The sequence below is a fragment of the Caecibacteroides pullorum genome (assembly GCF_019239235.1).
Lineage (GTDB): Bacteria > Bacteroidota > Bacteroidia > Bacteroidales > Bacteroidaceae > Bacteroides > Bacteroides pullorum.
The window spans coordinates 129,172-154,898 of the sequence record NZ_JAAZTS010000003.1; the positions used below are offsets into that span (position 1 = coordinate 129,172).

14 protein-coding genes are annotated in these 25,727 nt (G+C 54.9%); 9 read left to right on the forward strand and 5 right to left on the reverse strand.

The features are described from left to right. Positions 1-639: 639 nt before the first annotated feature. The 7 genes from HF894_RS03990 to HF894_RS04020 all read left to right on the forward strand — a co-directional run bounded on the left by HF894_RS03990 (position 640) and on the right by HF894_RS04020 (position 15,733). Positions 640-2,697, forward strand: coding sequence for a glycoside hydrolase family 20 protein (locus HF894_RS03990; RefSeq protein WP_204971191.1), 2,058 nt, complete (start codon positions 640-642; stop codon positions 2,695-2,697). Positions 2,698-2,712: 15 nt separating this feature from the next. Beyond that, on the forward strand, positions 2,713-4,188 hold the full coding sequence (locus tag HF894_RS03995) for a glycoside hydrolase family 125 protein (protein ID WP_204971192.1): 1,476 nt from the start codon (positions 2,713-2,715) through the stop codon (positions 4,186-4,188). 87 nt (positions 4,189-4,275) lie between these two features. After that, positions 4,276-6,498: a GH92 family glycosyl hydrolase gene (locus tag HF894_RS04000; protein WP_204971261.1), complete on the forward strand. Its 2,223-nt coding sequence runs from the start codon at positions 4,276-4,278 to the stop codon at positions 6,496-6,498. Positions 6,499-6,744: 246 nt separating this feature from the next. Further along, positions 6,745-10,350, forward strand: coding sequence for a glycosyl hydrolase 2 galactose-binding domain-containing protein (locus tag HF894_RS04005; RefSeq protein ID WP_204971193.1), 3,606 nt, complete (start codon positions 6,745-6,747; stop codon positions 10,348-10,350). A 1-nt stretch (position 10,351) separates the two neighbouring features. Beyond that, the gene (locus HF894_RS04010; RefSeq protein WP_204971194.1) at positions 10,352-11,659 is read left to right on the forward strand and encodes an anaerobic C4-dicarboxylate transporter family protein; all 1,308 of its coding nucleotides are present in this window, start codon (positions 10,352-10,354) and stop codon (positions 11,657-11,659) included. 42 nt (positions 11,660-11,701) lie between these two features. Further along, positions 11,702-14,185, forward strand: coding sequence for a glycoside hydrolase family 31 protein (locus HF894_RS04015; protein ID WP_204971195.1), 2,484 nt, complete (start codon positions 11,702-11,704; stop codon positions 14,183-14,185). A 39-nt stretch (positions 14,186-14,224) separates the two neighbouring features. Then, positions 14,225-15,733, forward strand: coding sequence for a S41 family peptidase (locus HF894_RS04020; RefSeq protein ID WP_204971196.1), 1,509 nt, complete (start codon positions 14,225-14,227; stop codon positions 15,731-15,733). 89 nt (positions 15,734-15,822) lie between these two features. On the opposite strand, the gene HF894_RS04025 is transcribed toward HF894_RS04020, so the two are convergent. From HF894_RS04025 to HF894_RS04040, 4 genes are all read right to left on the reverse strand, one after another. Beyond that, the gene (locus HF894_RS04025) at positions 15,823-16,650 is read right to left on the reverse strand and encodes a DUF6261 family protein (protein ID WP_204971197.1); all 828 of its coding nucleotides are present in this window, start codon (positions 16,648-16,650) and stop codon (positions 15,823-15,825) included. Between the two features lie 430 nt (positions 16,651-17,080). Continuing rightward, positions 17,081-18,424 carry an MATE family efflux transporter gene (locus HF894_RS04030; protein WP_204971198.1) on the reverse strand — a complete coding sequence of 448 codons (1,344 nt, stop codon included), beginning with the start codon at positions 18,422-18,424 and terminating at the stop codon, positions 17,081-17,083. Positions 18,425-18,562: 138 nt separating this feature from the next. Continuing rightward, on the reverse strand, positions 18,563-20,413 hold the full coding sequence (gene yidC, locus HF894_RS04035; protein ID WP_204971199.1) for a membrane protein insertase YidC: 1,851 nt from the start codon (positions 20,411-20,413) through the stop codon (positions 18,563-18,565). 40 nt (positions 20,414-20,453) lie between these two features. Next, on the reverse strand, positions 20,454-22,091 hold the full coding sequence (locus tag HF894_RS04040) for a CTP synthase (protein ID WP_204971200.1): 1,638 nt from the start codon (positions 22,089-22,091) through the stop codon (positions 20,454-20,456). Positions 22,092-22,257: 166 nt separating this feature from the next. On the opposite strand from HF894_RS04040, the gene HF894_RS04045 reads away from it, so the two are divergent. Beyond that, entirely contained in the window at positions 22,258-23,967 is a 1,710-nt protein-coding gene (locus HF894_RS04045; protein ID WP_246593117.1) for a DUF3078 domain-containing protein, read from the forward strand. Positions 23,968-23,996: 29 nt separating this feature from the next. Here HF894_RS04045 and HF894_RS04050 read toward each other — a convergent pair whose 3' ends face one another. Further along, complete coding sequence (locus HF894_RS04050; protein ID WP_204971201.1) at positions 23,997-24,221, reverse strand: hypothetical protein; 225 nt, start codon at positions 24,219-24,221, stop codon at positions 23,997-23,999. A gap of 360 nt (positions 24,222-24,581) precedes the next feature. On the opposite strand from HF894_RS04050, the gene HF894_RS04055 reads away from it, so the two are divergent. Continuing rightward, positions 24,582-25,718 carry a GNAT family protein gene (locus HF894_RS04055; RefSeq protein ID WP_204971202.1) on the forward strand — a complete coding sequence of 379 codons (1,137 nt, stop codon included), beginning with the start codon at positions 24,582-24,584 and terminating at the stop codon, positions 25,716-25,718. The last annotated feature ends 9 nt before the right edge of the window (positions 25,719-25,727 follow it).

Consider the following 25,727-nt stretch of genomic DNA (forward strand, 5'->3'; position numbering starts at 1 on the left):
AGTACTTGTCTTTAAAGTTAATAAATTAGTTTTTTTATAAGCCTCTCATTCTTTTTTCCGTCGAACGGTTCGAAAGTCTCTCCGAGCGTTCGGACAGCCTGTCGAACATTTCGAAAGCTTCTCCAAGTATTCGGACAGCCCGTCGAACATTTCGAAAGCTTCTCGGAGCGTTCGGAGAGCCCGTCGAACATTTCGAAAATTTCTCGGAGCGTTCGGATAGCCCGTCGAACATTTCGAAAGCTTCTCGGAGCGTTCGGGCAGCCCGTCGAACATTTCGAAAGCTTCTCCGAGCGTTCAGGCAGCCCGTCGAACATTTCGAAAGCTTCTCCGAGCGTTCGGGCAGCCCGTCGAACATTTCGAAAGCTTCTCCGAGCGTTCGGGCAACCCGTCGAACATTTCGAAAGTCTCTCCGAATGCCTGTACGCCCCGTCGGAATGTCCGTCATTCTGCGCCCAATGTACAAAAAAACATCAGAACAGACAATTTTTTTGTGAAAAAAATGGATAAGCATTTTCTCTGTCAATCCGCATAATCCGTGGGCAGAAGTATGATAAATCGGCATAATCCGGCGGTATTCCAAATATTTTTCGTAATTTAGGCCGCTGAAGTTAAGAAACAACATTACTTAATCTATAGACCATGAAAAAAATTCAGTTGACTTTGTTCTTGTCGTGTCTCCTGCTGATGGGATGCGGCACTTCCGAAAAAAAATCTGTAGCCATCGTTCCGCAACCCCAGTCCTGCGACGTGCAGGCGGGCAGCTACACCTTTGCGGCGGGCGGCGCTTTCAGTTCCAACCTGTCGGGCAGCGAGCTCGACGACCTCTCTGCCGTCCTTGCCTCCTCGCCTTTCCGCCTGACGGCTTCCGAGGATGCCGGCGCGGCTTTCCGCTTCGAGCGCGTAGACTCCCTGCCGGGCATATCCTCCGCCGAGGGCTACCGTCTGACGGTCGGCGCCGACGGTGTCCGTGCCGAAGCCACCACGCCCTCCGGCCTGTTCTACGCCTTCCAGTCGCTGCTTCAGCTGGCCGACGACGAAGGCGGCCGCTTCTCGTTGCCGTTCGTCCGCGTAAGCGACTATCCTCGCTTCGGCTACCGCGGCCTGCATCTGGACGTGTCGCGCCACTTCCGCTCAAAAGACTTCGTGATGAAGCAGCTCGACGCCATGGCGCGCTACAAGCTGAACCGCTTCCACTGGCACCTGACCGACGGCGCGGGCTGGCGTCTGGAAATCAAGCGCTATCCCCAGTTGACGGAGCAGACCGCCTATCGCCCTTATCCCAACTGGAAAGCCTGGTGGAAGGGCGACCGCAGATATTGCCTTAAGGACGCCGAGGGCGCCGAGGGCGGATACTACACGCAGGACGACGTGCGCCAGGTGCTCGAACATGCGCGCCGGCTGCACATCACCGTCATCCCCGAAATCGAGATGCCCGGCCATTCGGACGAAGTGCTGGCCGTCTTTCCGCAACTCTCCTGCTCGGGCAAGCCCTACAAGAACGGCGAACTGTGCATCGGCAACGATGAGACCTTCACCTTCCTCGAGAACGTGCTGCTCGAAGTGATGGACCTCTTCCCCTCGGAATACATCCACATCGGCGGCGACGAAGCGGCCAAGAACAGCTGGGAAAAATGCCCGAAGTGTCAGGCCCGCATCCGCAAAGAAGGGCTGAAGGACGAGAAGGAGTTGCAGAGCTACCTGATACACCGCATCGAGAAATTCCTGAACGACCACGGCCGTAAGCTCATCGGCTGGGACGAAATCCTCGAAGGCGGCCTGGCACCCAGTGCCACGGTAATGTCCTGGCGCGGCGAGCAGGGCGGCATCACGGCGGCGAAGGCCGAACACGACGTCATCATGACGCCCGGCGAATTCTGCTACCTCGACGCCTATCAGGACGCCCCCGTCACGCAGCCCGAAGCCATCGGCGGCTACCTGACGCTTGCGAAAGTCTATTCCTACGACCCCGTTCCCGCCGAACTGACCGACGCGCAGAAGACGTTCATCAATGGCGTGCAGGCCAACGTCTGGACCGAATACATCCCTACCGAAGAACATGCCGAATACATGATCTACCCCCGTCTGCTGGCCCTGGCCGAAGTGGCGTGGACCGCACCCGAGCATAAGGACTGGCCGCGCTTCCGCCAGGCCGCGCTGAAGGAAGTACAATGGTTGCAGTCGCAGGGCTACCATCCCTTCGACCTGAGCAAGGAGGTGGGCGAGCGTCCCGAGTCCCTCCAGCCTGTGGAGCACCTCGGCCTGCATTGCCCCGTCACGTATGCCCAGCCCTGGTCTTCGGCCTATCCGGCTTCGGGCGACTCCACGCTGACCGACGGCGTGCGCGGCGGTTGGACGTATGGCGACAAACGCTGGCAGGGCTTCCTGTGCAAGGACGTCGACGTAACCATCGACCTGGGTAAGGTGACGGACGTCAAGCTAGTCGAAGCCGACTTCCTGCAACTGCGCGGTCCCGAAGTCTGGCTTCCGAAAGAAGTCGTCATCTCCCTCTCCGAAGACGGACAGACCTTCACCGAAATGAAACGCATCGCCACCGACGTCCCCGTGACCGAAGAACGGCTCACCTTCCGCAACTATCGCTGGGAAGGCAACGCCAAGGCCCGCTACGTCCACTTCCAGGGACTGCTGAACCGCGAAGTGATGGGCTGGATGTTTACCGACGAAATCGTAATCAAATAATATAATAAGATATCTATGACAAACAAGAAACTTTGGGCAGCCGCCCTGCTCCTGTCGGGAGCGGCTTCGGGCACGGTTGCCGCCGAAACCACAATCCATGCTTTTGCACCGCTTTCAGAAGTGGCCTTCACGGCGCCGAAAGATAACGTGGGACGCTACGTCAGCCAGCGCCCGTCGCCGGCCGACCGGCTGTTCCAGTCTGACATCATCGAGAAGAAGATTGCCGAAATCAAGGCACTGTTGAAAAATCCCTACCTGGCGTGGATGTTCGAGAACTGTTTTCCCAACACGCTGGACACGACGGTACATTTCCGCCTGCTGGACGGCAAGCCCGACACCTTTGTCTATACGGGCGACATCCACGCCATGTGGCTGCGCGACTCGGGCGCACAAGTCTGGCCCTACGTGCAGTTCGCCAACGAAGATCCCAAGCTGAAATCCATGCTCGAGGGAGTGATCCGCCGCCAGTTCCTATGCATCAACCTCGACCCGTATGCCAACGCCTTCAACGACGGACCGAAAGGCAGCGAATGGGAGACCGACCGCACGGCGATGAAGCCCGAGCTGCACGAACGCAAGTGGGAAATCGATTCCCTGTGCTATCCCTTGCGTCTGGCTTACCACTATTGGAAAGTGACGGGCGACGCCAGCATCTTCGACGAAAACTGGCTGAAGGCCGTCGAAAACATCCTGCGCACCTTCAAGGAGCAGCAGCGCAAGGAGGGCAAAGGCCCGTATCGCTTCCAGCGCAAGACCGAGCGCGCCACGGACACTACCATCAACGACGGCTGGGGCGCACCTGCCAATCCCGTGGGGCTGATTGTTTCCATCTTCCGTCCGTCGGACGACGCCACGACACTGCCTTTCCTCATCCCGTCCAACTTCTTTGCCGTGACCTCCTTGCGGAAGGCTGCCGAGATTCTGACCGAAGTGAACAAGAATGCCGACCTGGCCCGCCAGTGCACCGACCTGGCCGACGAAGTGGAGCAGGCGCTGAAGAAGTATGCCACGTGCGAGCATCCGAAGTACGGCACCATCTATGCTTTCGAAGTGGACGGCTACGGCAGCCACATGCTGATGGACGACGCCAACGTGCCCAGCCTCCTGGCCCTGCCTTATCTGGGCGATGTCGATGTGAATGATCCTGTTTATCAGAACACCCGCCGCTTCGTGTGGAGCGAGGACAATCCCTACTTCTTCAAAGGCAAGGCAGGCGAAGGCATCGGCGGACCGCATATCGGCTACGACATGGTGTGGCCCATGAGCATCATGATGAAAGCCTTCACCAGCCAGGACGACGAAGAGATCAAGGACTGTCTCCGCATGCTGATGGCGACCGATGCCGGTACGGGCTTCATGCACGAATCCTTCCACAAGGACAATCCCGAAAAGTTTACGCGCAAATGGTTTGCCTGGCAGAATACGCTGTTCGGCGAACTGATCATCAAACTGATCGATGACGGCAAGTTGGATTTGCTGAACAGCCTTTAATGAATATAACTCTCAAAGAAAAACAATCGTAACGATATGAAAATCCTTTCACTTACTACAAGTGTAGTGCTATGCGGACTGCTGGCTATGCTGCCGTCCGCCTGCGTTTCGCAGAAAGAAAACAAGGTAGCGGGGCAGGACTACCTCAGCTACGTAGACCCCTACATCGGTTCGGGCGAGCACGGACATGTCTTTGTCGGCGCCAGTGTTCCCCTGGGCATGGTGCAGATTGGGCCGCAGAACATCCATAAAGGCTGGGACTGGTGTTCGGGCTATCATTATTCCGACAGCGTACTGATCGGCTTCAGCCATACGCATCTCAGCGGCACGGGCTGTGCCGACTTGGGTGACGTGCTTTTGATGCCCTACGTGGGCGAGGTCCGTACGGCCCGTGGCGAACAGGATAACATCGAAGGCTCCTGCTCGACTTACTATTCACACAAGAACGAGGAAGTGGCTCCCGGCTACTATTCGCTGCTGATGGACAACGGTGTGCGTGCCGAACTTTCGGCTACCGACCGTGTGGCCATTCATCGTTATACCTATCCTGAAGGAACGCCGCGCTTGCTGGTGAATTTGAAGGAAGGCAACGGCGACCGTGCCTACGAGACCGGACTGAAGCGTGTGGACGAATATACGGTGGAGGGCTACCGCTTCTCTAAGGGATGGAGCCCGCAGCACAAAGTGTTCTTCGTGTTGAAGTCCGAACAACCCATTGAGAGTGTCGCCGTATTCGACGACGATACGCCGGCTGGTCAAGACACGCTGACGGGTAAGGCCGTGAAGGGTGTATTGACTTTCAAGAATAATCCGAAGAACGTGCAGCTGAAGGTGGCTTTGTCGTCCGTGAGCTGTGCCAACGCGCTGGCCAATCTGGAGGCCGAGCAGCCCGGATGGGACTTCGAGAAGGTGCGCACAGATGCCGAAAAGCGCTGGAACCAGATGTTGTCATGCATTGACGTGGAGAGTACCGACGAGCGAGGCAAGAAGATTTTCTACACCAGCCTTTATCACATGTTCATTGCCCCGACACTCTATGCCGACGTGAACGGAGAATTCCGCGGTCACGACGACAAAGTTTATAAGGCAGACGGCTGGACCAACTATTCCACTTTCTCACTGTGGGATACGTACCGCACACTCCATCCGTTACTTACCATCATCCAGCCGCAGTTGGTGCCCGACATGGTAAACTCCATGCTGAGCATCTACGACCAGCAGGGCAAGCTGCCTATCTGGCCGCTGGTGGGAGGCGAAACCAATCAGATGCCGGGCTACAGCGCCATTCCCGTCATTGCCGACGCTTATCTGAAAGGCTTCCAGGGCTTCGACTCCGAACGTGCTTTGAACGCTATGGTTGCTTCGGCCACGTACGAGAAGCAGCGCGGCGTGCCTTACGTGTTGGAAAAGGGTTGGATCCCTTGCGACAAGATGCCAGAAGCTACTTCCATCGCCATGGAGTATGCTGTAGGCGACTGGGGATTGGCCATGATGGCGAAGAAGATGGGCAAACAGGACATTTACGACACCTTCCTGAAGCGTGGACACTATTATGAGCAATACTTCGACAAGAGTATCAACTTCATCCGTCCGAAGATGGACGACGGCAGTTGGCGCACGCCCTACGATCCCTTCCAGTCCATTCACGGTTGGGGCGACTTCTGCGAGGGCAACGGCTGGCACTATACCTTCTTCGTGCCCCAGCATCCCGAAGGCCTCATCAGCCTGATGGGCGGCGACGAACGCTTTGTGGGCAAGCTGGATTCGCTCTTTGTAGCCGAAGGCGACATGGGCGAACATGCTTCGGCCGACATCAGCGGTCTGATTGGCATGTATGCCCACGGAAACGAACCCAGTCACCACGTGGCCTACCTCTATGCTTATGCTGGGCAGCAGTGGAAGACAGCAGAGAAAGTCAGCTACATCCAGCACAACTTCTATACCGACCAGCCCGAAGGCATTATCGGTAACGAGGACTGCGGCCAGATGTCGGCTTGGCATGTGCTTTCTGCTTTGGGCCTCTATCAAGTGAATCCGTCCAATGGTATATTCGTTTTCGGTAGTCCACGCTTTGAGAAAGTCACGATCAACCTACCGGAAGGGAAGACCTTTACCGTTGAGGCTCCGGCCGCTAGCAAGGACAACAAGTACATCCAGTCCGTACGCCTGAACGGCGAGCCCTACACGAAGAGCTACATCAGCTACGAGGACATCATGAAGGGTGGTACGCTGAGCTTCGAGATGGGTAGAGAACCAAACAAGGCATTTGGTGCCGACGTAGCGGATAGACCCCATTCATTGAAAAAATAAGCACCTTATCTACCGGCAGATAGGTATTTTATCTGCTGGTAGATAATCACTTTATCCGTCGGTAGATAAATTCCTTATCCGCTAGCAGATAATCACTTTATCCGTCGGTAGATAAACTCCTTATCCGCTAGCAGATAATTACCTTATCTAATCTTAGATAGCCGCCTTGTCCGGAAGCCGATAGCCTTTTCGTCCGGAAAGGGCGGTTTTGTTATTCTTAATAATCTAATTGTCTATTAAGTTCTTATGAAAAAGAAAAAAAACATCGTTTTCATGGTTGGTGGAGCAGGAGCTTTGTTGCTACTGTCCGGCTGTTCCGATGTGCGTACAGCTTCGGAAGGGTTCCTACGTTCCGACTACTATACCCGAGGCATCGGCGTCTATCCGGGTAGTCCCCAGGAAGACTTTTCGCCTGAGCTCCTGCCTGATGAAGACCAATACCGCAATCTGGCCCTCCTGCGTGCCACGTACCAATCCTCGGCCTATGACTATAACCTGACATCGCAACTGCTGACTGACGGCATCGTGACCGACCGCGCTCCCCAGTATTTCGACCTCCAGACCGCCGAAGGCAGTGTGCCTAAGCGAGAACGGGAATGGATGATAGACGGAGGTCCCTATTCGCGCAACACCGTGCGCGGCGAGGAGGCCTTTTTCCTGTTCAGCATGCACAATTATAACAAGACTATCAGTCGTGCGATCGTGACCGGTACTCTGATTTACGATGACAAGGCGGCTCAGGGTGGTTACGAAATGACGTGGGAAGCCTCGAACGATGGTACTACTTGGACGGTTCTGGCCGTGAACAAGGGAGCCGGACTGCCCGGCAAGGCTCGTTCCGGTCGAGTAGAGGTGAACGATCCCAACAAGCAGACTGGTACCGTTTCCATGCCGATGCGTCGGTTGGAAGAAACGTTTGAGTTTACTAACACAACGGCCTATACTTCCTATCGCATCCGTCTGCGGATGAAGGGTGCTTACGAGTGGACCTTCCACGAAGTGGAGTTCTCCAATGCCGACGGAGTGGTGGACCTGAAGCCCTCGCAATTTTTTACCAGCGCGTGGATGAGCGCTACGGCGGGCGAGGAGTGGGTCAGTGTAGATTTGGGCTCACATTCAGAATTTGACAAGGTGATCCTTCACTGGGTGAACAAGGCCGTCGAGGGACGGATACAGACTTCGGACGATGCACAGACATGGGCCGATGTGGCTTCGCTGCCCGGCGGTGAGGGGCTGACGGACGAGATAGCTGTTCGGGGCAAGGCGCGCTACGTGCGTGTCTGCATGGATCGGTCGGCCGACGGCGGACGCTACATCCTGAGCGAACTGGAGGTGATGGGACGTGGCGGATTGCTGCCCCGTGCGGCAGCCATGCCCGAGGCGGCTGGCGGACGGCTGACGCTTTCGGGTGGCGGCTGGCAGTTGCAGCGCGCTTCCGAGGTGCAAGCCGGCGGTGTGGAAATTGCTTCGCCTGCCTACAAGGCCGAAGGATGGGTGACGGCTACGGTACCGGGCACGGTGCTCACTTCGTACAAGAACGTGGGAGCCTTGGCCGACCCCAACTACGCCGACAACCAGCTGATGATATCCGAATCGTTCTTCAACTCCAACTTCTGGTACCGCAACGAGTTTCAGCTGCCGCAGTCGTTCAAACGCGACCGCGTATTCCTGAACTTCGATGGCATCAACTGGAAGGCGAATGTCTACCTGAACGGAAAGCAGGTCGGTCGCCTGGAAGGAGCCTTCATTCGCGGCAAGTTCGACGTGACGGACTGCGTGAAGGAAGGTACGAACGTGCTGGTTGTAGAAATCATCAAGAACGCGCACATCGGTGCCATCAAGGAAAAGAACAAACAGAGCACGGACTTCAACGGTGGTATCCTCGGTGCGGACAACCCCACGTTCCATGCCACCATCGGCTGGGACTGGATACCCACCATGCGCGGACGTAACATCGGTATCTGGAACGACGTCTTCCTGACGACAACTGGTAAGGTGACCGTGCAGGACCCCTACGTGCAGACCCAGTTCGCTCTGCCCGATACCACACAGGCACGTCTGACGGCTGAGGTGGTAGTGAAGAACCATGACGGCAAAGACGTTAGCGGTGTCCTGCAAGGCAGGGTAGGCGACGTTACCTTCGAGCAGCCCGTGGAGTTGAGGGCAGGCGAGGAGCGGACCGTTGTGTTCGATGCCGACCGCTTCCCCCAGCTTCAGGTGAAGAATCCGCGTCTGTGGTGGCCCAACGGTTACGGTACACCTTATTTATATGATGCCAACTTTACGTTCAAGGTGGGCGAGGAAGTATCCGATGCCCGCGACTTCAAGGTAGGTATCCGCCAGATGACGTTCAACGAAGACGGCGGTGTACTGAACCTCTACGTCAACGGACGCCGTTTTATCGGCCGTGGCGGTAACTGGGGCTTCAGCGAATCGAACCTTAACTACCGCGGACGCGAATACGAGACAGCTGTGGCCTACCATGCCGACATGAACTTTACCATGTTGCGTAACTGGGTGGGCATGATCGGTGACGAAGAATTGTATGACGCCTGCGACAAGTACGGCATCATGATCTGGCAGGACTTCTGGCTGGCCAATCCTGCCGACGGTCCCGATCCCTACTATCCCGACATGTTCATCGCCAATGCCGAAGATTATGTGAAGCGCATCCGCAGCCATGCCTCCATCGGCCTGTACTGCGGTCGTAACGAAGGCTTCCCTCCTAAGACCATCGACAAGGCTTTGCGCCGTATCGTGAAGGAAGAACATCCGGGAATGCACTACATTTCTAGTTCGGCCGACGATGTGGTGAGCGGCCACGGTCCCTACCGCATGTTGCCTGCCAAGACCTACTTCACGCTGGAAACCGGCAACGACAAGTTCCACAGCGAGCGCGGTATGCCCAATGTGTTGACCTACGAAAGCTTCCTGCGCACCTATTCGCCCGAAGGTATCTGGCCGCAGTCCGACCAGTGGGGCATGCACGACTATACGTTGGAGGGGGCGCAGGGCGCCACATCGTTCAATGAGATTATCGCCACCGGCTACGGACAGCCCGAAAGTGCGAAGGAGTTTGCCGATCTGGCTCAGTGGGTGAACTACGACGGCCACCGCAGCCTCTTCGAGTCGCGCAGCAAGAACCGCATGGGGCTGCTGATGTGGATGAGCCATTCGTGCTGGCCTTCGATGGTATGGCAGACGTACGACTACTATTTCGAACCGACAGCCGCCTATTTCGCCATCAAGAAGGCGTCAGAGCCGCTGCACATCCAGTGGAACCCGGCCACCGACGAGGTGGAGGTGGTGAACTACCACGCCGGCCTGCGTCCCGGCCTGAAGGCCCGTGTACAGGTGCTCAACATGGATGCCACCGTAGCCTGGGAGAAGGAAGTCACGGTAGACAGCCGTGAAGACACGACCGAGAAGTGCATCAAGCTGGAATTCCCCGACGGGCTGAGCCAGGTTCATTTCATCAAGCTGGTGCTGGAAGAGAACGGGAAGGCCGTTTCCGAGAACTTCTACCACCGCAGCAAGGTGGAGAACAACTATCAGGCGCTGAAGCAGCTTCCGAAAGTCTCTTTGCGTGCACAGACCCAATATGACAAGGGGGACGACGGCGAATGGAAGGCCGAAGTAACGGTGGAGAACCGTTCGGACGCCCCGGCTCTGATGGTTCGTCTGAATATTGTGGGCGACAAGGACAGCAAGCAGTTCCTTCCCATCTTCTATTCTGAGAACTACTTTGCTTTGTTGCCGGGCGAGACGAAGGTGGTGCGTGTGCATTGGAAAGATGTGGATACGCGTGGCAACGCGCCCCTGCTGAAGGTGTCCGGTTATAATGTAGAATAGTATGTGGTTGCAACTGATCGTCGTTTTGGCAGCCATCATTATCGGTGCCCGGCTGGGCGGCATCGGACTGGGTGTGATGGGCGGTCTGGGACTGGCTTTGCTCTGTTTCGTTTTCGGGCTTCAGCCCACCGCCCCGCCCATCGACGTGATGCTGATGATTGTGGCCGTCATTTCGGCAGCCTCGTGTATGCAGGCTGCCGGAGGACTTGATTATATGGTGAAGTTGGCCGAGCGGATGCTGCGCAAGCATCCGTCCCGCGTCACACTGCTTAGTCCGCTTGTCACCTATCTGTTCACCTTTGTGGCGGGGACGGGGCACATCGCTTATTCTGTCCTGCCCGTGATAGCCGAAGTGGCGCGCGAGACGAAGATCCGCCCCGAGCGTCCGCTGGGCATTGCGGTCATCGCTTCGCAGCAGGCTATTACGGCCAGTCCCATCTCGGCGGCTACGGTGGCCTTGCTGGGGATGCTGGCCGGTTTCGACATCTCCCTGTTCGACATCTTGAAGATTTCCGTTCCCGCTACCTTGATAGGGGTGCTGGTGGGGGCTTTCTGCTCGATGAAGGTGGGCAAGGAACTGGAGGACGATCCCGAATACCAGCGCCGTCTGAAGGAGGGCGTGATAGAAAATCGGTTGGTGGAAACCGCTTCGTCGTTCGACGTCCGTAAGGCCCGCATATCGGTGGGGATATTCCTGTTGGCTACGTTCCTGATTGTGCTGTTCGGTTCGGTCGATGCCTTGCGGCCAGTGTTCCAGTCGGACGGGAAAAATGTGCCACTCGACATGCCGTCCATCATCGAAATCGTCATGCTCAGCACATCGGCCCTCATTCTGCTTGTCTGCCGGATCGACGGCATCAAGGCGGTGCAGGGAAGTATCTTCTCGGCGGGCATGCAGGCGGTGATTGCCATCTTCGGCATTGCGTGGATGGGTGATACGTTCATTGCGGGCAACCTGTCTTCGCTGACTGCTTCCATCGAACATGTGGTCCAGTCCATGCCCTGGCTGTTTGGCGTGGCGTTGTTCGTCATGTCCATCCTGCTTTACAGCCAGGCGGCTACGATTCGGGCGGTGGTTCCGCTGGGCATTGCCTTGAGTATCTCTCCCTGGATGCTGATCGCCCTCTTTCCGGCGGTGAACGGCTATTTCTTCATCCCCAACTATCCGACGGTGGTGGCGGCCATCAATTTCGACCGGACGGGGACGACCCGCATCGGGAAATACGTCCTCAACCACTCGTTCATGATGCCGGGCCTGGTGTGTACCATCGTAAGTATCGCGGTGGGACTGTTGTTGATATGGTTGTAAATCCTTACCTTTGTGTGTATCGTTTCAATTAAGATTTGGATTATGAAAAGAAAATGTATGTGGGTGGCAGCCCTTGTGGCGGCTGCCTCTATGCAAGCACAAACGCTTGAGAAAACTACAGGTGGAATCAAATTTTCCACAGCTCAGCCCGTGCTGAACGGTGAGGTGACTTTTTATTCGCCTTCCATCGTCCGGGTCGTGAAATATCCTTCGGCAGAAATGCCTTCCAAGAAGAGTTATCCTGTTATCTTGACGCCGGGCAGGGTGGATATAACTTACCGGGAGACGGGTGATGAGGTGGTGATGCAATCGGCGTGCATGTCGGTGACGCTCAATGTGCGTACGGGACAGGTGACGTATCGCGATCTGAAGGGGAATCAGTTGCTGGCCGAGAAACCTTATGGAACCAACTTCCTGCCGCGTAAGGATGTGGAGAAGGATTCTTACACCGTGAGCCAGACCTTTATGCTTCACCCCGATGAAGTGATTTATGGCCTGGGACAGCGGCAGACGGGTGTCATGAACCATCGGAACCAGCAGATTGAGTTGCGCAATGTCAATACGAATATCTGCATTCCGTATTTCACTTCGGAAAAAGGCTATGGCGTATACTGGGATAACCCCGGACTGTCGCAGTTTAACGACACGCCTTACGAGACTTCGTTCTCTTCCCAGGTGGGATTATGCTCGGATTACTATTTCCTCTACCGCGACGGCAGCATGGACGGGGTCATTTCCGCGCTTCGCGACCTGACCGGCAAGGCTACCATGTTCCCGCTCTGGACTATGGGCTATTGGCAGTGTCGCGAACGCTACAAGAGTCCTGACGAATTGTGCAACGTGCTCGACAAGTATCGCGAACTGGGCGTGCCTCTCGATGGCATTGTGCAGGACTGGCAATATTGGGGATGCGACTCCAACTGGAATGCCATGAAGTTTATGAATCCCAGTTATATCAATAAGGTGGGCGATAAGGATTGGATGAAATACATTCCCAAAGGCCATAATGCCGATGACGAGGCTGCGCTGAGCCGGAAGCCGCGCATCAAGAGCCCGCAGGAAATGGTGGATTATGTCCACAAGAACAATGCCCATCTGATGATTTCCATTTGGGCCAGCTTCGGTCCGTGGACCGACCAATACAAGGAACTGAAGGAGATGAACGCCTTGTTGCCTTTCGAGACGTGGCCCCTGAATTCCGGCACGACCCCTTATGACCCGTTCAATGAAAAGGCGCGCGACCTGTACTGGCGTTACTTGCGCCCGATGTATGATATGGGGATGGACGCCTGGTGGACCGATTCTACCGAACCGGACCATTTCAATGTCAAGGACAGCGACTTCGACCTGATGACGGCCGACGGTTCATTCCGTTCCGTGCACAATGCCTTCCCGTTGATGACGAACAAGGGCATCTATGAGCACCAGCGTGAAGTTTCGGACGACAAACGCCTCTTTTTGATGACACGTTCTTCGTACTTGGGGCAGCAGCACTACGGCTCGTTCAGCTGGAGCGGCGACGTGGTGTCCAACTGGCAGACCATGCGCCAGCAGATCCCCGCAGGCTTGAACTATATGCTGTGCGGCATCCCGTTCTGGACGACGGATCTGGCCGGCTTCTTCGGTTGGGAGTACAACAACGACTGGACCAATGTCGCTTACCAGGAACTGCACGTCCGCTGGTTCCAGTGGGGATGTTTCCAGCCGATGATGCGCAACCACTGCTCTTCGCCCATGCTGAACGAAATCTATCTGTTCGGAAAGGAGGGCGACTGGGCTTACGACGCGCAGAAGCGGATCATCGAGCTCCGATACCGTCTGTTGCCCTACATCTACAGCACGGCCGGCGAGGTGGTCCATCGGGATGGTGTCATGATGCGTCCGCTGGTGATGGATTTTGCGTCGGACCGCAAGGCCATCCGGCTTGACGACGAATATCTCTTCGGCCGGAGTCTGCTGGTTTGCCCCGTGACCGAACCGCTTTATACGAAAAAGGTGGAAAAGAACCGGGGAGTGGCCCTCGTGCCCGACGTGGCCAAGGCCAGCCTGCCTTTCGAGGTCTATCTGCCCGAGGGTTCCCGTTGGATTGATTTCTGGACGAACGAAATGCTGGAGGGCGGACAGGACGTGCAGCGCGAATGCCCCATCTCGCTGATACCGGTCTATGTCAAGGCCGGAAGTATTCTGCCGCTGGGGCCCGACGTGCAGTATGCCACCGAGAAGAAGTGGGACAATCTTGATATCTGTGTCTATCCCGGCGCGGACGGCGAGTTTGTCCTTTACGAAGACGAGTTCGACAACTACAATTATGAGAAAGGGATGTTCTCTACCATCCGTTTCACTTGGGACGACGCGCGGAGGGTGCTGACCATTTCCGACCGCAACGGCGAGTTTCCGCAGATGCTGAAGCGCCGCAAGTTCCGCATCACACTGATGGAGCCGGGCAAGCCCTCGGCTGAAAAGGTGCTCGGGAAGGCCGACCGCGAAGTGCGCTACGCGGGCCGCGAGATTGCGGTGCGGTTCTGAACAGAGGAAACATTTTTAATAATTTATTGATAAATGGATATGAACAAGAAACTATTCAGCATGATGCTGTCCCTCCTGCTGGGAGGCAGCATCTTTACAGGCTGTTCCGACGAGAATTCCGGCGAAGAGCCGGGCGGAGGTTCGGAAACGCAGGTGGTGACCGAAGAAATCTATTATGCCAACATGTTCGGCAAGGATGTGATGAGCACGTTCTACTACTGGTGTGACGAGATCGGCACGGACCTTGACGCGTGGAACATCAAGACCAACACGGACCCCATCGGGACGGTGGACCGCATCCGCTACCACGAGGGCGAGAAGTACATCGACAAGTGGACCATGCTGACCGACGACATGGACTCCTTCACCAGCAGCGTGGAGGGCGTGTCGACCACCTTCGGCTGGAATCTGTCGGTGTATCTGCTTTCCCAGAACAGTAACCAGTGCGTGGCGGCCGTCAACTTTGTCCACGCCGGTACGCCGGCGGCCGAGGCGGGGCTGGACCGAGGCGACATCATCGTCGGCCTGAACGGGGGAAACCTGACGACGGAGAACTACACCGACCTCTACTATGCCTCTGCGCTGAAGGTGGACCTGGGCCGCTACGAGGCCGCCACCAACACCATCTACCCCTTGGGCAAAAGTGTGGAGCTGACCGCCCGGACGATGTACGAAGACCCCGTCCTCTGCGACTCCATCTACGAGTTCGGCGGCAAGAAGGTGGGCTACCTGGCCTATTCCAGTTTCGATCTCCATTCCATCGAGAAGCTCGTTGAGACGGCCCGCGAGTTCAAGGCGGCGGGCGTCGAGGAGCTGGTGCTCGACTTGCGCTACAACGGCGGCGGATACGTCATCACGGAGAATGTGCTGGCGTCGCTCTTCGCCCCGCAGGAGGCCGTGGACCAAAAGCTGGTGTTCGAGCAGGAGGACTACAACGACTACCTGACGGAGGAGTACCGGAAACTGGGCTACAGCCTGGAAACGCGCTTCGCCACGGAGTTTGAGTATCCGGACGGGAATGTGACGAAAAAGGTCAGCACCAAGGGCGCCAACATCGGCCTGAAGAAGGTGTACGGCCTGATAGGCAGCGGTTCGGCGTCGGCGTCGGAGGCGCTGCTGGGCGGGCTGATGCCTTACATGGACGTGCAGCTCATCGGCAGCCAGACGCACGGCAAGTATTGCACGGGCTGGATGATGGCCGCGAAGGAGGCTTACAAGCTGTGCCCGAAGGCCATCGAGGACTGGGGCATCTACGTGATGGTGAGCATCTACCAGAACGCCGATGGCGAGACGCCCTGCATGCCGGACGGCATGGTGCCCGACGTGGAGGTGGCGGACGTGCCGCTGTTGCCCTACCGGCTGGGCGACGTCGACGAGCCGCTGCTTCGTGCGGCGCTGACTGCGGCGGGACGCACGTACGACGACGCGCCGGCTGTGCAGACCCGCGGCCTTGGCTTGCAGTTCGGCCGGATGCCGGACGTACGGAAGCCTGTCTTCGGCCGCCGCATCCTGCTTCCGCCGGCAGCGCTGCTGGAGGGCATGCGTTGAGCCTTGCCCGAACGGGAAGAATGGAAAAGGGTGCCCCCATCGCGGATGGAGGCACCCTTTTTCTGTGTGCGCGGCCCGGGGCGCGGGGCTTACAGCGGACTGCCGCCTTCGCCGTCGTCGCCACCACTGCCTGCATCGGGATCGGTGGGCGTGTCGGTGCCGCCGCCTTCACCGGTGCCGGGCGTGTCGGGCAGGGGCTTGCTGGCGGTGGAGGTGCCCATCTCCTGCTCGGCCTTGTAGATGATGCCGTTCACCTTCTGGATGAAGGCGGTCACCTCGTCCGTGGGCTGGAGGACGGCGACGGCGTTCACCGTCAGGACAATCTGTTGGTAGAGGGCGTCGACCTGCGCGCGCAGCTCCTTGGTGTCGACGCTCTGCAGGGCGGCCAGCGTGGCGGCCTCTTCCTGGTTGCGGGCGTAGGCCTCCTCGAAGGCGGCGTTGGCCTGCATCAGGGCGTCCACTTCGTCGTCCATGCCCAGGGTGGCGGCGTAGGTGGCGCCGTCGCCGGTGGTCAGGACGGCGACCATGCCGTTTATCTCCGCCGTCTCCTTCTGGTAGGCGTGGTTGCCGATGCCCTTGTAGGGGGCGAGCAGCTGGCGCAGCTTTTTGGCGGCGTCGGCCTTCTCGGCGATGATGGAGGTGGTGTGGGCGTTGGTCAGGTTCATGATGACGCCCACGGCGGAGTCGCGCTGGCGGTCGGCGGCGCTGACATCGACGGTGCTCGCCATGGCGGTCTGCCGGTTGACGATGCGGCTTTCTTCTTCAATCTTCTGCGCATAGAGGGTGGCGTAGTTTTCCACGCGGAGCGCGGCGGCGGTGGCCTGGATGATGGCGTTGTTCACGTCGATGTTGAACTTGTTGTGGGCGCCGAGGGTCATGTGCGTCGTGGCTAACTCTGTGATTTGTTGAACTGCCATAATGTTACATTAAATTTTAAGGTTATTAATTCAGTTAACTATGTTTTTTCTCTGTTTTGTCGTGGGCGGAGCCCGAAACTCCCGAGTTTTGCCCCGTTTACCACGGTTGTCGGGTAGAAACTCCCGAGTTTTGTCCCATTTACCACGGTTTTCGGGCGAAACTCCCGAGTTTTGCCCTGTCCACCACGGTTGTCGGGCTGAAACTCCCGAGTTTTGCCCTGTCCACCACGGTTGTCGGGCTGAAACTCCCGAGTTTTGCCCCGTCCACCACGGTTGTCGGGCTGAAACTCCCGAGTTTTGCCCCGTCCACCGCGGTTGTCGGGCTGAAACTCCCGATTGTCAGCCGTAAATGTAAGAATTTCTCCGATAAATCCCGCCATTTCCGGCGGAAAAATCGAGGGGCGGGCGAAAAGAGGGGCAGACGCGGGGCTCAGATGCGCTTCTCCGCCCAGTTGCCCCGGCAGATGTAGCGGCGGCAGAAGAGCAGGATGAAGCCCGCGTAGACCAGCTCCGACGTCCAGCACAGCGCCACGTCGAGACGCAGGTAGAGGATGGTGAAGGTGATGTAGGCCACGTAGATGACCAGCACCGCCAGCTCCAGACAGAGCGCCGTGCGCGTGTTGCCCGTGCCCGAGACGGCCTGGAAGTAGACGTTGGCGGGCACCAGCAGCAGGTAGGTGGAGCACATGACCCACAGCGAGGGCACCGCCGCCTGCCGCAGCTCGGGCAGGTCGGTGTAGACGCTCAGGATGACCTCCGGGAAGAGGGCGAACATCAGGGCCAGCGGCAGCACGAAGGCATAGGCCAGGCGGATGTGCTGGCGGATGGTGGAGCGCACGCTGTCGCGGTGGCCCGCCCCGATGAGGTTGCTCACCAGCGAGCCGCACGTCGAGGCGAAGGCCATCATCACCATGAACAGGATGCCGCTGACGCTGCGGATGATGTTCGTCACCGCCAGCGACCGCTCGCCCAGGTGCTCGATGTAGAGGAAGAACAGGAACCACGTGGACAGCGACAGGAAGTTCTGCAACATCGTCCAGAACGACACGTCGAGCATCCGCCGCAGCACCGCCCATTGCAGCCGCGGGATGCGGTCGAGCCCGTACTTGCGGCAGTCGATGCGGCAGCGGGTGTAGACCACGAAGAACACGAGCGACACCCCCTCGGCCAGCGACGAGCCGATGGCGGCTCCGGCGATGCCCAGCGCGGGCAGGCCCAGCTTGCCGTAGATGAGGATGTAATTGAACACCACGTTGCTCACGACCATGACGACCGAGTTCAGCGTCAGCGTGCGCGTCTGCGTGGTGCCCAGGAAGAAGGCGCGGAAGATGACGGCGCTGAACGAGAAGAAGGCGCCGAACACACGCCAGTGCAGGTAGTCCGTGGCCGCCTCGTAAATCTGCGGCGAGGCGATGATGCGCTTCAGCAGCAGGGGCGAGAAGCAGTAGGACAACAGGAACAGCACGGCGGCCAGCCCCGTCTGGAAGTAGATGCCCTGGTAGAACAGGGACCCTATCTCGCGGTATTGTCCCTCGCCGTTGCGGCGGGCGATGAGTATCTGCGTGCCGATGCTGAAGCCGAAGGCCACCATGAAGATGACCATGTAGAACACGCCGGCGATGGCCGAGGCGCCCAGCTCCACCTCGCCCACGCGGCCCAGGAAGGCGGTGTCGGTCATCCCGATCATCTGCTCCATGATCAGGCTGACGAGGATGGGGTAGGCGATGAGCCAGATTTGCTTGTTGGTATAGTGGGTGGTCGGGGTCGTTTGCATAGGGATTCTTGTTTTCGGTTGGGTCTTGAAACGGATGACGCGGACGACACGAATCAATGGGAAAGAATCAGTGTCATCCGCGTCGTCTGCGTCGGATTTGTCATCGTGCCTCCGCGGAGGCACCGTTATGTACGTCTTTTACTTGCGGTTCTGCCGCTGCTTCATCAGCTCTTCCTGCTGCTTCTGCATGGCCTCCAGGCGGGCGGCGAAACCGGATGTCTTCATCTTCTTGGGGTCCTTCTTGTTGGCCTCCAGCTGGGCAAGGAGCTTCGCCTCGTTCGTCGTCTTGCGCAGTACGAGGGTGGTTGCCACACTGATCAGCGTCGACAGGAAGTAGTAGTAGTTCAGTCCCGAAGGATAGTCGTTCAGGATGAACAGGAACATGACGGGCATCAGGTAGGACATCCACTTCATGGCGGCCATCTGCGGGTTGGCGCCCGTGTCCTGCTGCTGCATCATGTATTTCGTGTTCAGGATGTTCGTCACCGTCATCAGCACGCAGAACAGGCTCAGGTGGTCGCCCAGGAACGGGATGCGGAACGGGAAGGTGACGAAGGCGTCATACGTCGACAGGTCGTCGGCCCAGAGGAATCCCTGCTGGCGCAGCTCGATGGCGCTCGGGATGAACATGAACAGGGCGATGAGCACCGGCATCTGGATGAGCATCGGCAGACATCCGCCCATGGGGCTGACGCCGTACTGGCTGTAGAGGGTCATGATCTCCTGCTGCTTCTTCATGGCGTCCTCCTGCTTGGGATACTTTTGGTTGATGACGTCGATTTTCGGCTTCAGCACGCGCATCTTGGCGGACGACAGGTAAGTCTTCCACGTGGCGGGGAACACGACGGCCTTCACGATGAGCGTCAGCAGGAGCAGCACCATGCCCATGCTCAGTCCCCAGCCCGACAGCCAGTCGAAGATGTTGATGATGAACCATTTGTTCACCCAGCGGAACAGCGGCCAGCCCAGGTAGACCAGCTTGTTCAGCTCCCACTCGCTGTCGCGGCCCTTGTCCAGTGCGGTCAGCGTCTTGTAGTGGTTGGGGCCGAAGTAGAAGTACATCTGCGTGGCCTCTTTTCCCGTCGGGTCGAACAGGGTGTTCATTTCGGCCGAGTAGTCCTTGATGTAGCCGCTTCCCTGTGTCTCCATCTTGGAGGCCAGCTTCGCTTTCTCAAAGTTCGCGTCCGTAATGAAGACCGATGAGAAGAACTGGTTCTTGAAGGCGATCCAGTTCAGGGGCTCGGCCACTTCTTTCTCGTCGTTTTTGGCGGCCGAGAGGTAGTCCGTCCCTTCGCCACTGACTTTGTAGGTCAGTTCGGCCAGGCGGTTCTCGTACGTATAGCCTTTCTCGATCTGGCGTGCGCGCTGCGACCACTCGATGTCGACGTGGTTGTTTCCGGCAGCCAGCAGGTTCTCCATGCCTACGGCGTGGATATTGAAATCTACCAGATATGAGCCTTGGCGCAGGGCGTAGTTGAAGTCGATGTAGCTGTCGGCGCTGGCAGCCAGGCGCATGGTGAGGGTGCTGTCCGTGCGATTGACAGCCTTGAAGTAATAATTCTGCGTCTGGATGGTCTCCCGTTTGTTATAGAACAGGAAGTTGAGGTCGATATCGTTGCCGTTGAAGAGGGTGAGCGGTGTCTTTTTGTCCTGCTCCATGTATTCCTTGAGGGTCACGGAGAACGGCGTGCCGCCTTTGGTGCAGACAGCCAGTTCCATCACGTCGTTCTGGATGGTAACCAGTGAATCTGCTCCCTGCAAGGCACCGAAGAACACGGAAGTGGAGTCGTTGACAGCTTCCGCTTTCTCGTTGGCAAGGGCAGCTTCCGCTTTGGCTTTCAGGTCGGCTTCGCGTTGTTGTACCAGTGCGATGGAGTCGTAGTAGCGTTGCTGGGCTTCCAACTGCTCCTTGCTGGGGCGGCTCAAGAAACTGAATCCGACCAGAAGGATCGCTATCAGCACCAGTCCGGTAATGGTATTTTTATCCATTGGGATCTTTTCTGTTAAATATGAGTATGATTAAGATGAATTAGTTGTTTGTCTGTTTCTTCTTTTCGTCTTCGTGATATTCGATGGCAGCTTTTACGAAAGATACAAACAGCGGATGCGGATGGAGCACGGTGCTGCTGTATTCGGGATGGAACTGCGTACCTACATACCAGCGGAGAGCGGGAATTTCTACGATTTCAACCAGGTCGGACTCCGGATTGATGCCCGTACACTTCATGCCGGCAGCTTCGTATTCGGCCTTGTACTGATTGTTGAACTCGTAGCGGTGGCGGTGGCGTTCCTGAATGTGCTCGGTGCCGTATGCTTCGTAGGCTTTGCTTCCTTTCTGCAACACACATTCGTAGGCACCCAGACGCATGGTTCCGCCCATGTTGGTGATGGACTTCTGTTCTTCCATGATGTCGATCACATTGTGCGGTGTCTTCTCGTCCATCTCGCGCGAGTTGGCATCGGCATAACCCAGTACGTCGCGGGCAAATTCGATGGCGATACATTGCATACCCAGGCAAATACCGAATGTCGGGATGTTGTGCGTACGTGCATACTTGATGGCTACAAACTTGCCGTTGATACCACGTTCGCCGAATCCTGGGCCGATGAGCACGCCCGACATATCCTTCAGAGCCTCGGCGATGTTCTCGTCGGTCAGTTTCTCACTGTTCACGAAGTCTACGGACACCTTGCGGTCGTTGTAGGTTCCAGCCTGCGAGAGGGCTTCACGAATAGACTTGTAGGCATCCTGCAAGTCGTATTTTCCTACCAGTGCGATGTGGATAGGCTCGGTCTTCTCTGCCTTGTGGCGGCGCTCCAGGAAGCTGCGCCAGGGGCCAAGTCCCGGAGTCTCGCCCACGGGAAGTCCCATTTTCTTCAGGATGGTCTCGTCCAGCTTCTGCTCCTGCATCAGGATGGGCACTTCGTAAATGGTCGGTGCGTCAATGCTTTGTACTACGGCATCTTCGTCTACGTTGCAGAACAGGGCGACTTTCTTGCGAAGGTTCAGGCTCAGTTCATGTTCGGTACGCAACACCAGAATGTCCGGTTGGATACCGGCACTTTGCAGTTCCTTGACGGAGTGCTGGGTAGGCTTGGTCTTCAGCTCGCCGGCGGCTGCCAGATAGGGTACATAAGTCAGGTGTACACACAAGGCGTCTTTGCCTAGTTCCCACTTCAGCTGTCGGATACTTTCCAGATACGGCAGCGACTCGATATCGCCCACGGTTCCGCCGATTTCTGTAATGACGAAGTCGAATTTATATTTGTTGCCCAGCAATTTCACGTTACGTTTGATTTCGTCCGTGATGTGAGGGATGATTTGGATCGTTTTGCCTAAATAATCTCCGCGGCGTTCCTTGTCGATGACACTTTTGTAGATGCGTCCCGTTGTGATATTATTGGCTTTGGTTGTCTGTATACCCAGGAAGCGTTCGTAGTGTCCCAGGTCGAGGTCGGCCTCGTGTCCATCCACGGTTACGTAGCATTCACCGTGTTCGTACGGGTTCAGCGTACCCGGATCGATGTTGATATACGGATCAAACTTTTGGATGGTTACTTTATAACCTCTTGCTTGCAGCAATTTTCCGATGGAAGACGAAATGATTCCTTTGCCTAAAGAAGAGGCAACACCACCGGTGACGAAAATATACTTTGTTTCTCCCACAATTATATAGGTTTTAATATGTTAGATCGATTATCTTCAAAAGGTCTGCGACCTTATTCACATTTTAAGCTGCAAAATTACAAAAAAAAGAAGAGGAAGTAAATATTTTAAGCTAAATTTGTGCCCGATTCATGGATTTTAGGGCTTTATAAATTTTATGAGTTTTATGAAGAATAGAAATGTCTGCGTCGTGGCGATGCTGTCGATGATGTCCCTGTCGCTTTCGGCGCAAGTCTCTGTGACACAAAACGAATGGTCCGCCTCTTCGCGGGTAGTGGATACGCTTGTTCAGGGCAGAGCCCAGGAACAGGATACCTTGATTTCGCTTGTACCTGTTGTCCGGCTGAATTCTTTGGAGTCGGATTCTTTGCAGAACGAAGCAGAACAGGCTGTTATCTCCATGCAGGCCGATTCCTTGAAGGTCGATTCTTTGTCATCGGTAGTTGTGAAGGCTGATACGGTGCGGCAGGACACGGTGCGTCAAGAGATTGTTCCTCAGGAAGTAACAACGGAGAAAAAGAAGAAAGAAGAGAAGAGCAAGAAAAAACAACCCCAATTATCGGAACTTCTTTCCCGCTATTGTGTCCTCAAGTTAAAACCTGTAGAGGGTACTGCGGAGATGGCATTGGATACAGTGTCTATCTTGTATGAAAAGAATCTGGGCGTCTTGTATTACCTGAACGATCCGGCTACCCCTGAACGTTATATTGCGCCCGATCCCAAATACTTCCGCATGTTCTTGCCCTTTACGTTCTATTACGCACCGATGGCACAGATTTCTCAGCTGACGTGGAAGCCTTCGTTGTGGAATGATTCGGTGACCGTCTCTACCCCCGAGCCGCTCTCATTCGATCCGCAACCTTTCAGGGCCATAGAGCAAACAAACGAGATAGTGAACCGTACTCTGCTTGCCGCCTATCCCTACTGTTCAAAACAGGTGGTACTGACAGAAGATGAAGTGATGTTGGGGCCCAGTTACAGTGACGATATTCAGAAAGAAGCTTCTTCTAAACCTTCAGTAACGAAGCTGATTAAAAAGAAACATATCGATATAAACGAAGAGGCAGGAGTCATCATCCGAAAGCCTAATTGGTGGATAACTTCAGGAAGTGGTTCGTTACAGTTCTCTCAAAATAGCATTTCGAAGAACTGGTACAAGGGAGGTGAAAGTTCGAACGCTGTATTGATCAATCTCCTGCTAAAGGCCAATTACAATGATCATGTGCGCGTAGAGTGGGAAAATCTGTTGGAGATTAAGACCAATGTAAACTCGGCACCTTCGGATACATGTCACAACTTCCTGGTAACCAGCGACCAACTTCGCTTGTATAGCAAGATGGGTATTAAGGCTTTTTCCAAGTGGTATTATACTATTTCTACCGAACTGAAAACGCAGATACTTAATTCATATGGGAAAAACAGCATGGACCTGAAAGCAGCCTTCCTGGCTCCGTTCGATTGGTCGACCAGCCTTGGTATGGACTATAAGTTGGAAAAGTCGAAGTATAAATTGTCTGTCTTCCTGGCACCTTTGACCCATACGATGCGTTACATTGGCAATAAGAAAGTAAGCGAGACCAGTTATGGCTTGGACGAAGGTTCTAGAGTGAAACATAATTTTGGTTCGCAGGTTCAGACGAATTTTGAGTGGACTATCATTCCTTCCATTAAATGGAAGACCCGTCTTGATTACTTGACGAGTTATGAATGGATTCGTGCAGAATGGGAAAACGATATCAATTTTATTCTGACTCGGTTCTTATCAGCAAAACTGTATGTACTGGCCCGTTTCGATGACGGTACAAAACCTACGGTCGGTGATAATTATTTGCAAGCTACCGAGACGCTTGGTTTTGGTTTTAGTTACTCATGGTAAACAAGAAGCATTTACATTAATCGGTTTTATCAGAACAATTGATGGGGTATCGTGAAAGCTTGAAGGCATTTCCTCATTTTTGATACCTCGGTTACATTCAATAGAAAGCAATGCTTTGCGATGAAGAAAACGATGTTTTTCTTCCTGCAAAGCATTGCTTTTTTATTTGTGGCTCTTTTTACTTTCTTTGAAAGAGTGGTTTCCTCTATTTCTGCCAAGTCCTTCTTTAGCCTTGTAAAGTCTCTCTTTAGCATTCTAAAGTGGCACTTTACGCGGCTAAAGTTGATGTTTGCAAACACCATGTTCGCAATTTCATTTTTTTCAATAGGTTTTCATCGGAAGTGAATTAGGGTATTATAGACTTCTATTTGTGGAAAATTGAACACATGTGAATGGTAGTTTATCTCTATTTTTGCGGCGAAGTTTTAAACAGGATAGTTTACGATTAAAGATAAAAGAGGCCTTATATGGCTTTTTGAAAGGATTTTGCAGACTAAATCTAGATTTGTATAGGCTTTGTAAGGTAGATGAAAGCTATTATTTCTGTAAACTATTTATGGATTTGAATAGTAAAAAATGTTGCATTGTTTAATCCTGAGGAAATAAATTGGAGAATGAAACATGTTATTGTAAAAAAAGCAGATACGAAGCATCGGATGAACGATTTTGTTCGGCTGACAGATATGTTGTACGCCGATTCTCCTTATTATGTTCCAGATTTGGAGATGGATACTCGAGATGCTTTCAATCCGGCAAAAAATATGGGATTGGAGTATTCTATCATTCAACCGTTTGTAGCTTACGATGAGTCAGATAAACCTGTGGGGCGCATTGCCGGAATTATTAACTCACATGCTAACCAAAAGTGGAGTACGAAGAATGTCCGATTTGGATTCATTGAGTTTATTGACGACATGGATGTGTCCAAAGCTTTACTGGAAACGGTCGAACAGTGGGGACGTGAGCAGGGTATGACACACATACAAGGGCCGATGAGCATTTTGGATTTTGAGAAAGAAGGGATGCTTGTCGAAGACTTTGATCAGATGGGCTCTATGATAACGATTTATAATCCGCCCTATTATCCCAAACATTTGGAAGCGTTAGGTTACCAGAAGGAGGTAGATTGGGTACAGATACGCATTGATGTACCTCCTACAGTTCCCGACAAATATGAACGTGTTGCCAGTTTGTCAAAAGAAATGTTTGGCTTGAAAGTCAGGAAGCTTACAGATGAGGATATTTTCAAGCGTGGCTATGGAAAGAAAGTATTCGACCTGCTGAATCTTGCCTATTCACCTTTGTTTGGATATACGGAATTGACAGACAAACAGATAGATTCTTTCTTGAAACACTACGTGCCTTTGATGGATAAATGCATGTTGCCTGTGATAGAAAACGAGGAAGGACAAGTGGTAGGTGTAGCTATTACAATGGGAAGCTTGTCTTATGCTTTACGGAAGTCACATGGCCGATTGTTTCCTACAGGATGGTATCATTTGGTGCGTGCTCTCAAATGGAAACACGAAGATAAAGCAGAGCTTCTGCTTGTGGCTGTACATCCTGATTATCAAGGATTTGGAGTGAATGCCTTGTTCTTTGCCGATCTGATTCCTGTATATAACAAACTTGGATATCGTTGGGCAGAAACAGGTCCTCAGTTGGAAAGCAATGTACGTGAGCTTTCGCAATGGAAGCCTCTGAACCCATCCATAGTCAAGCGTAGAAGATGTTACAAGAAAGATTTATGAACTTAGAAT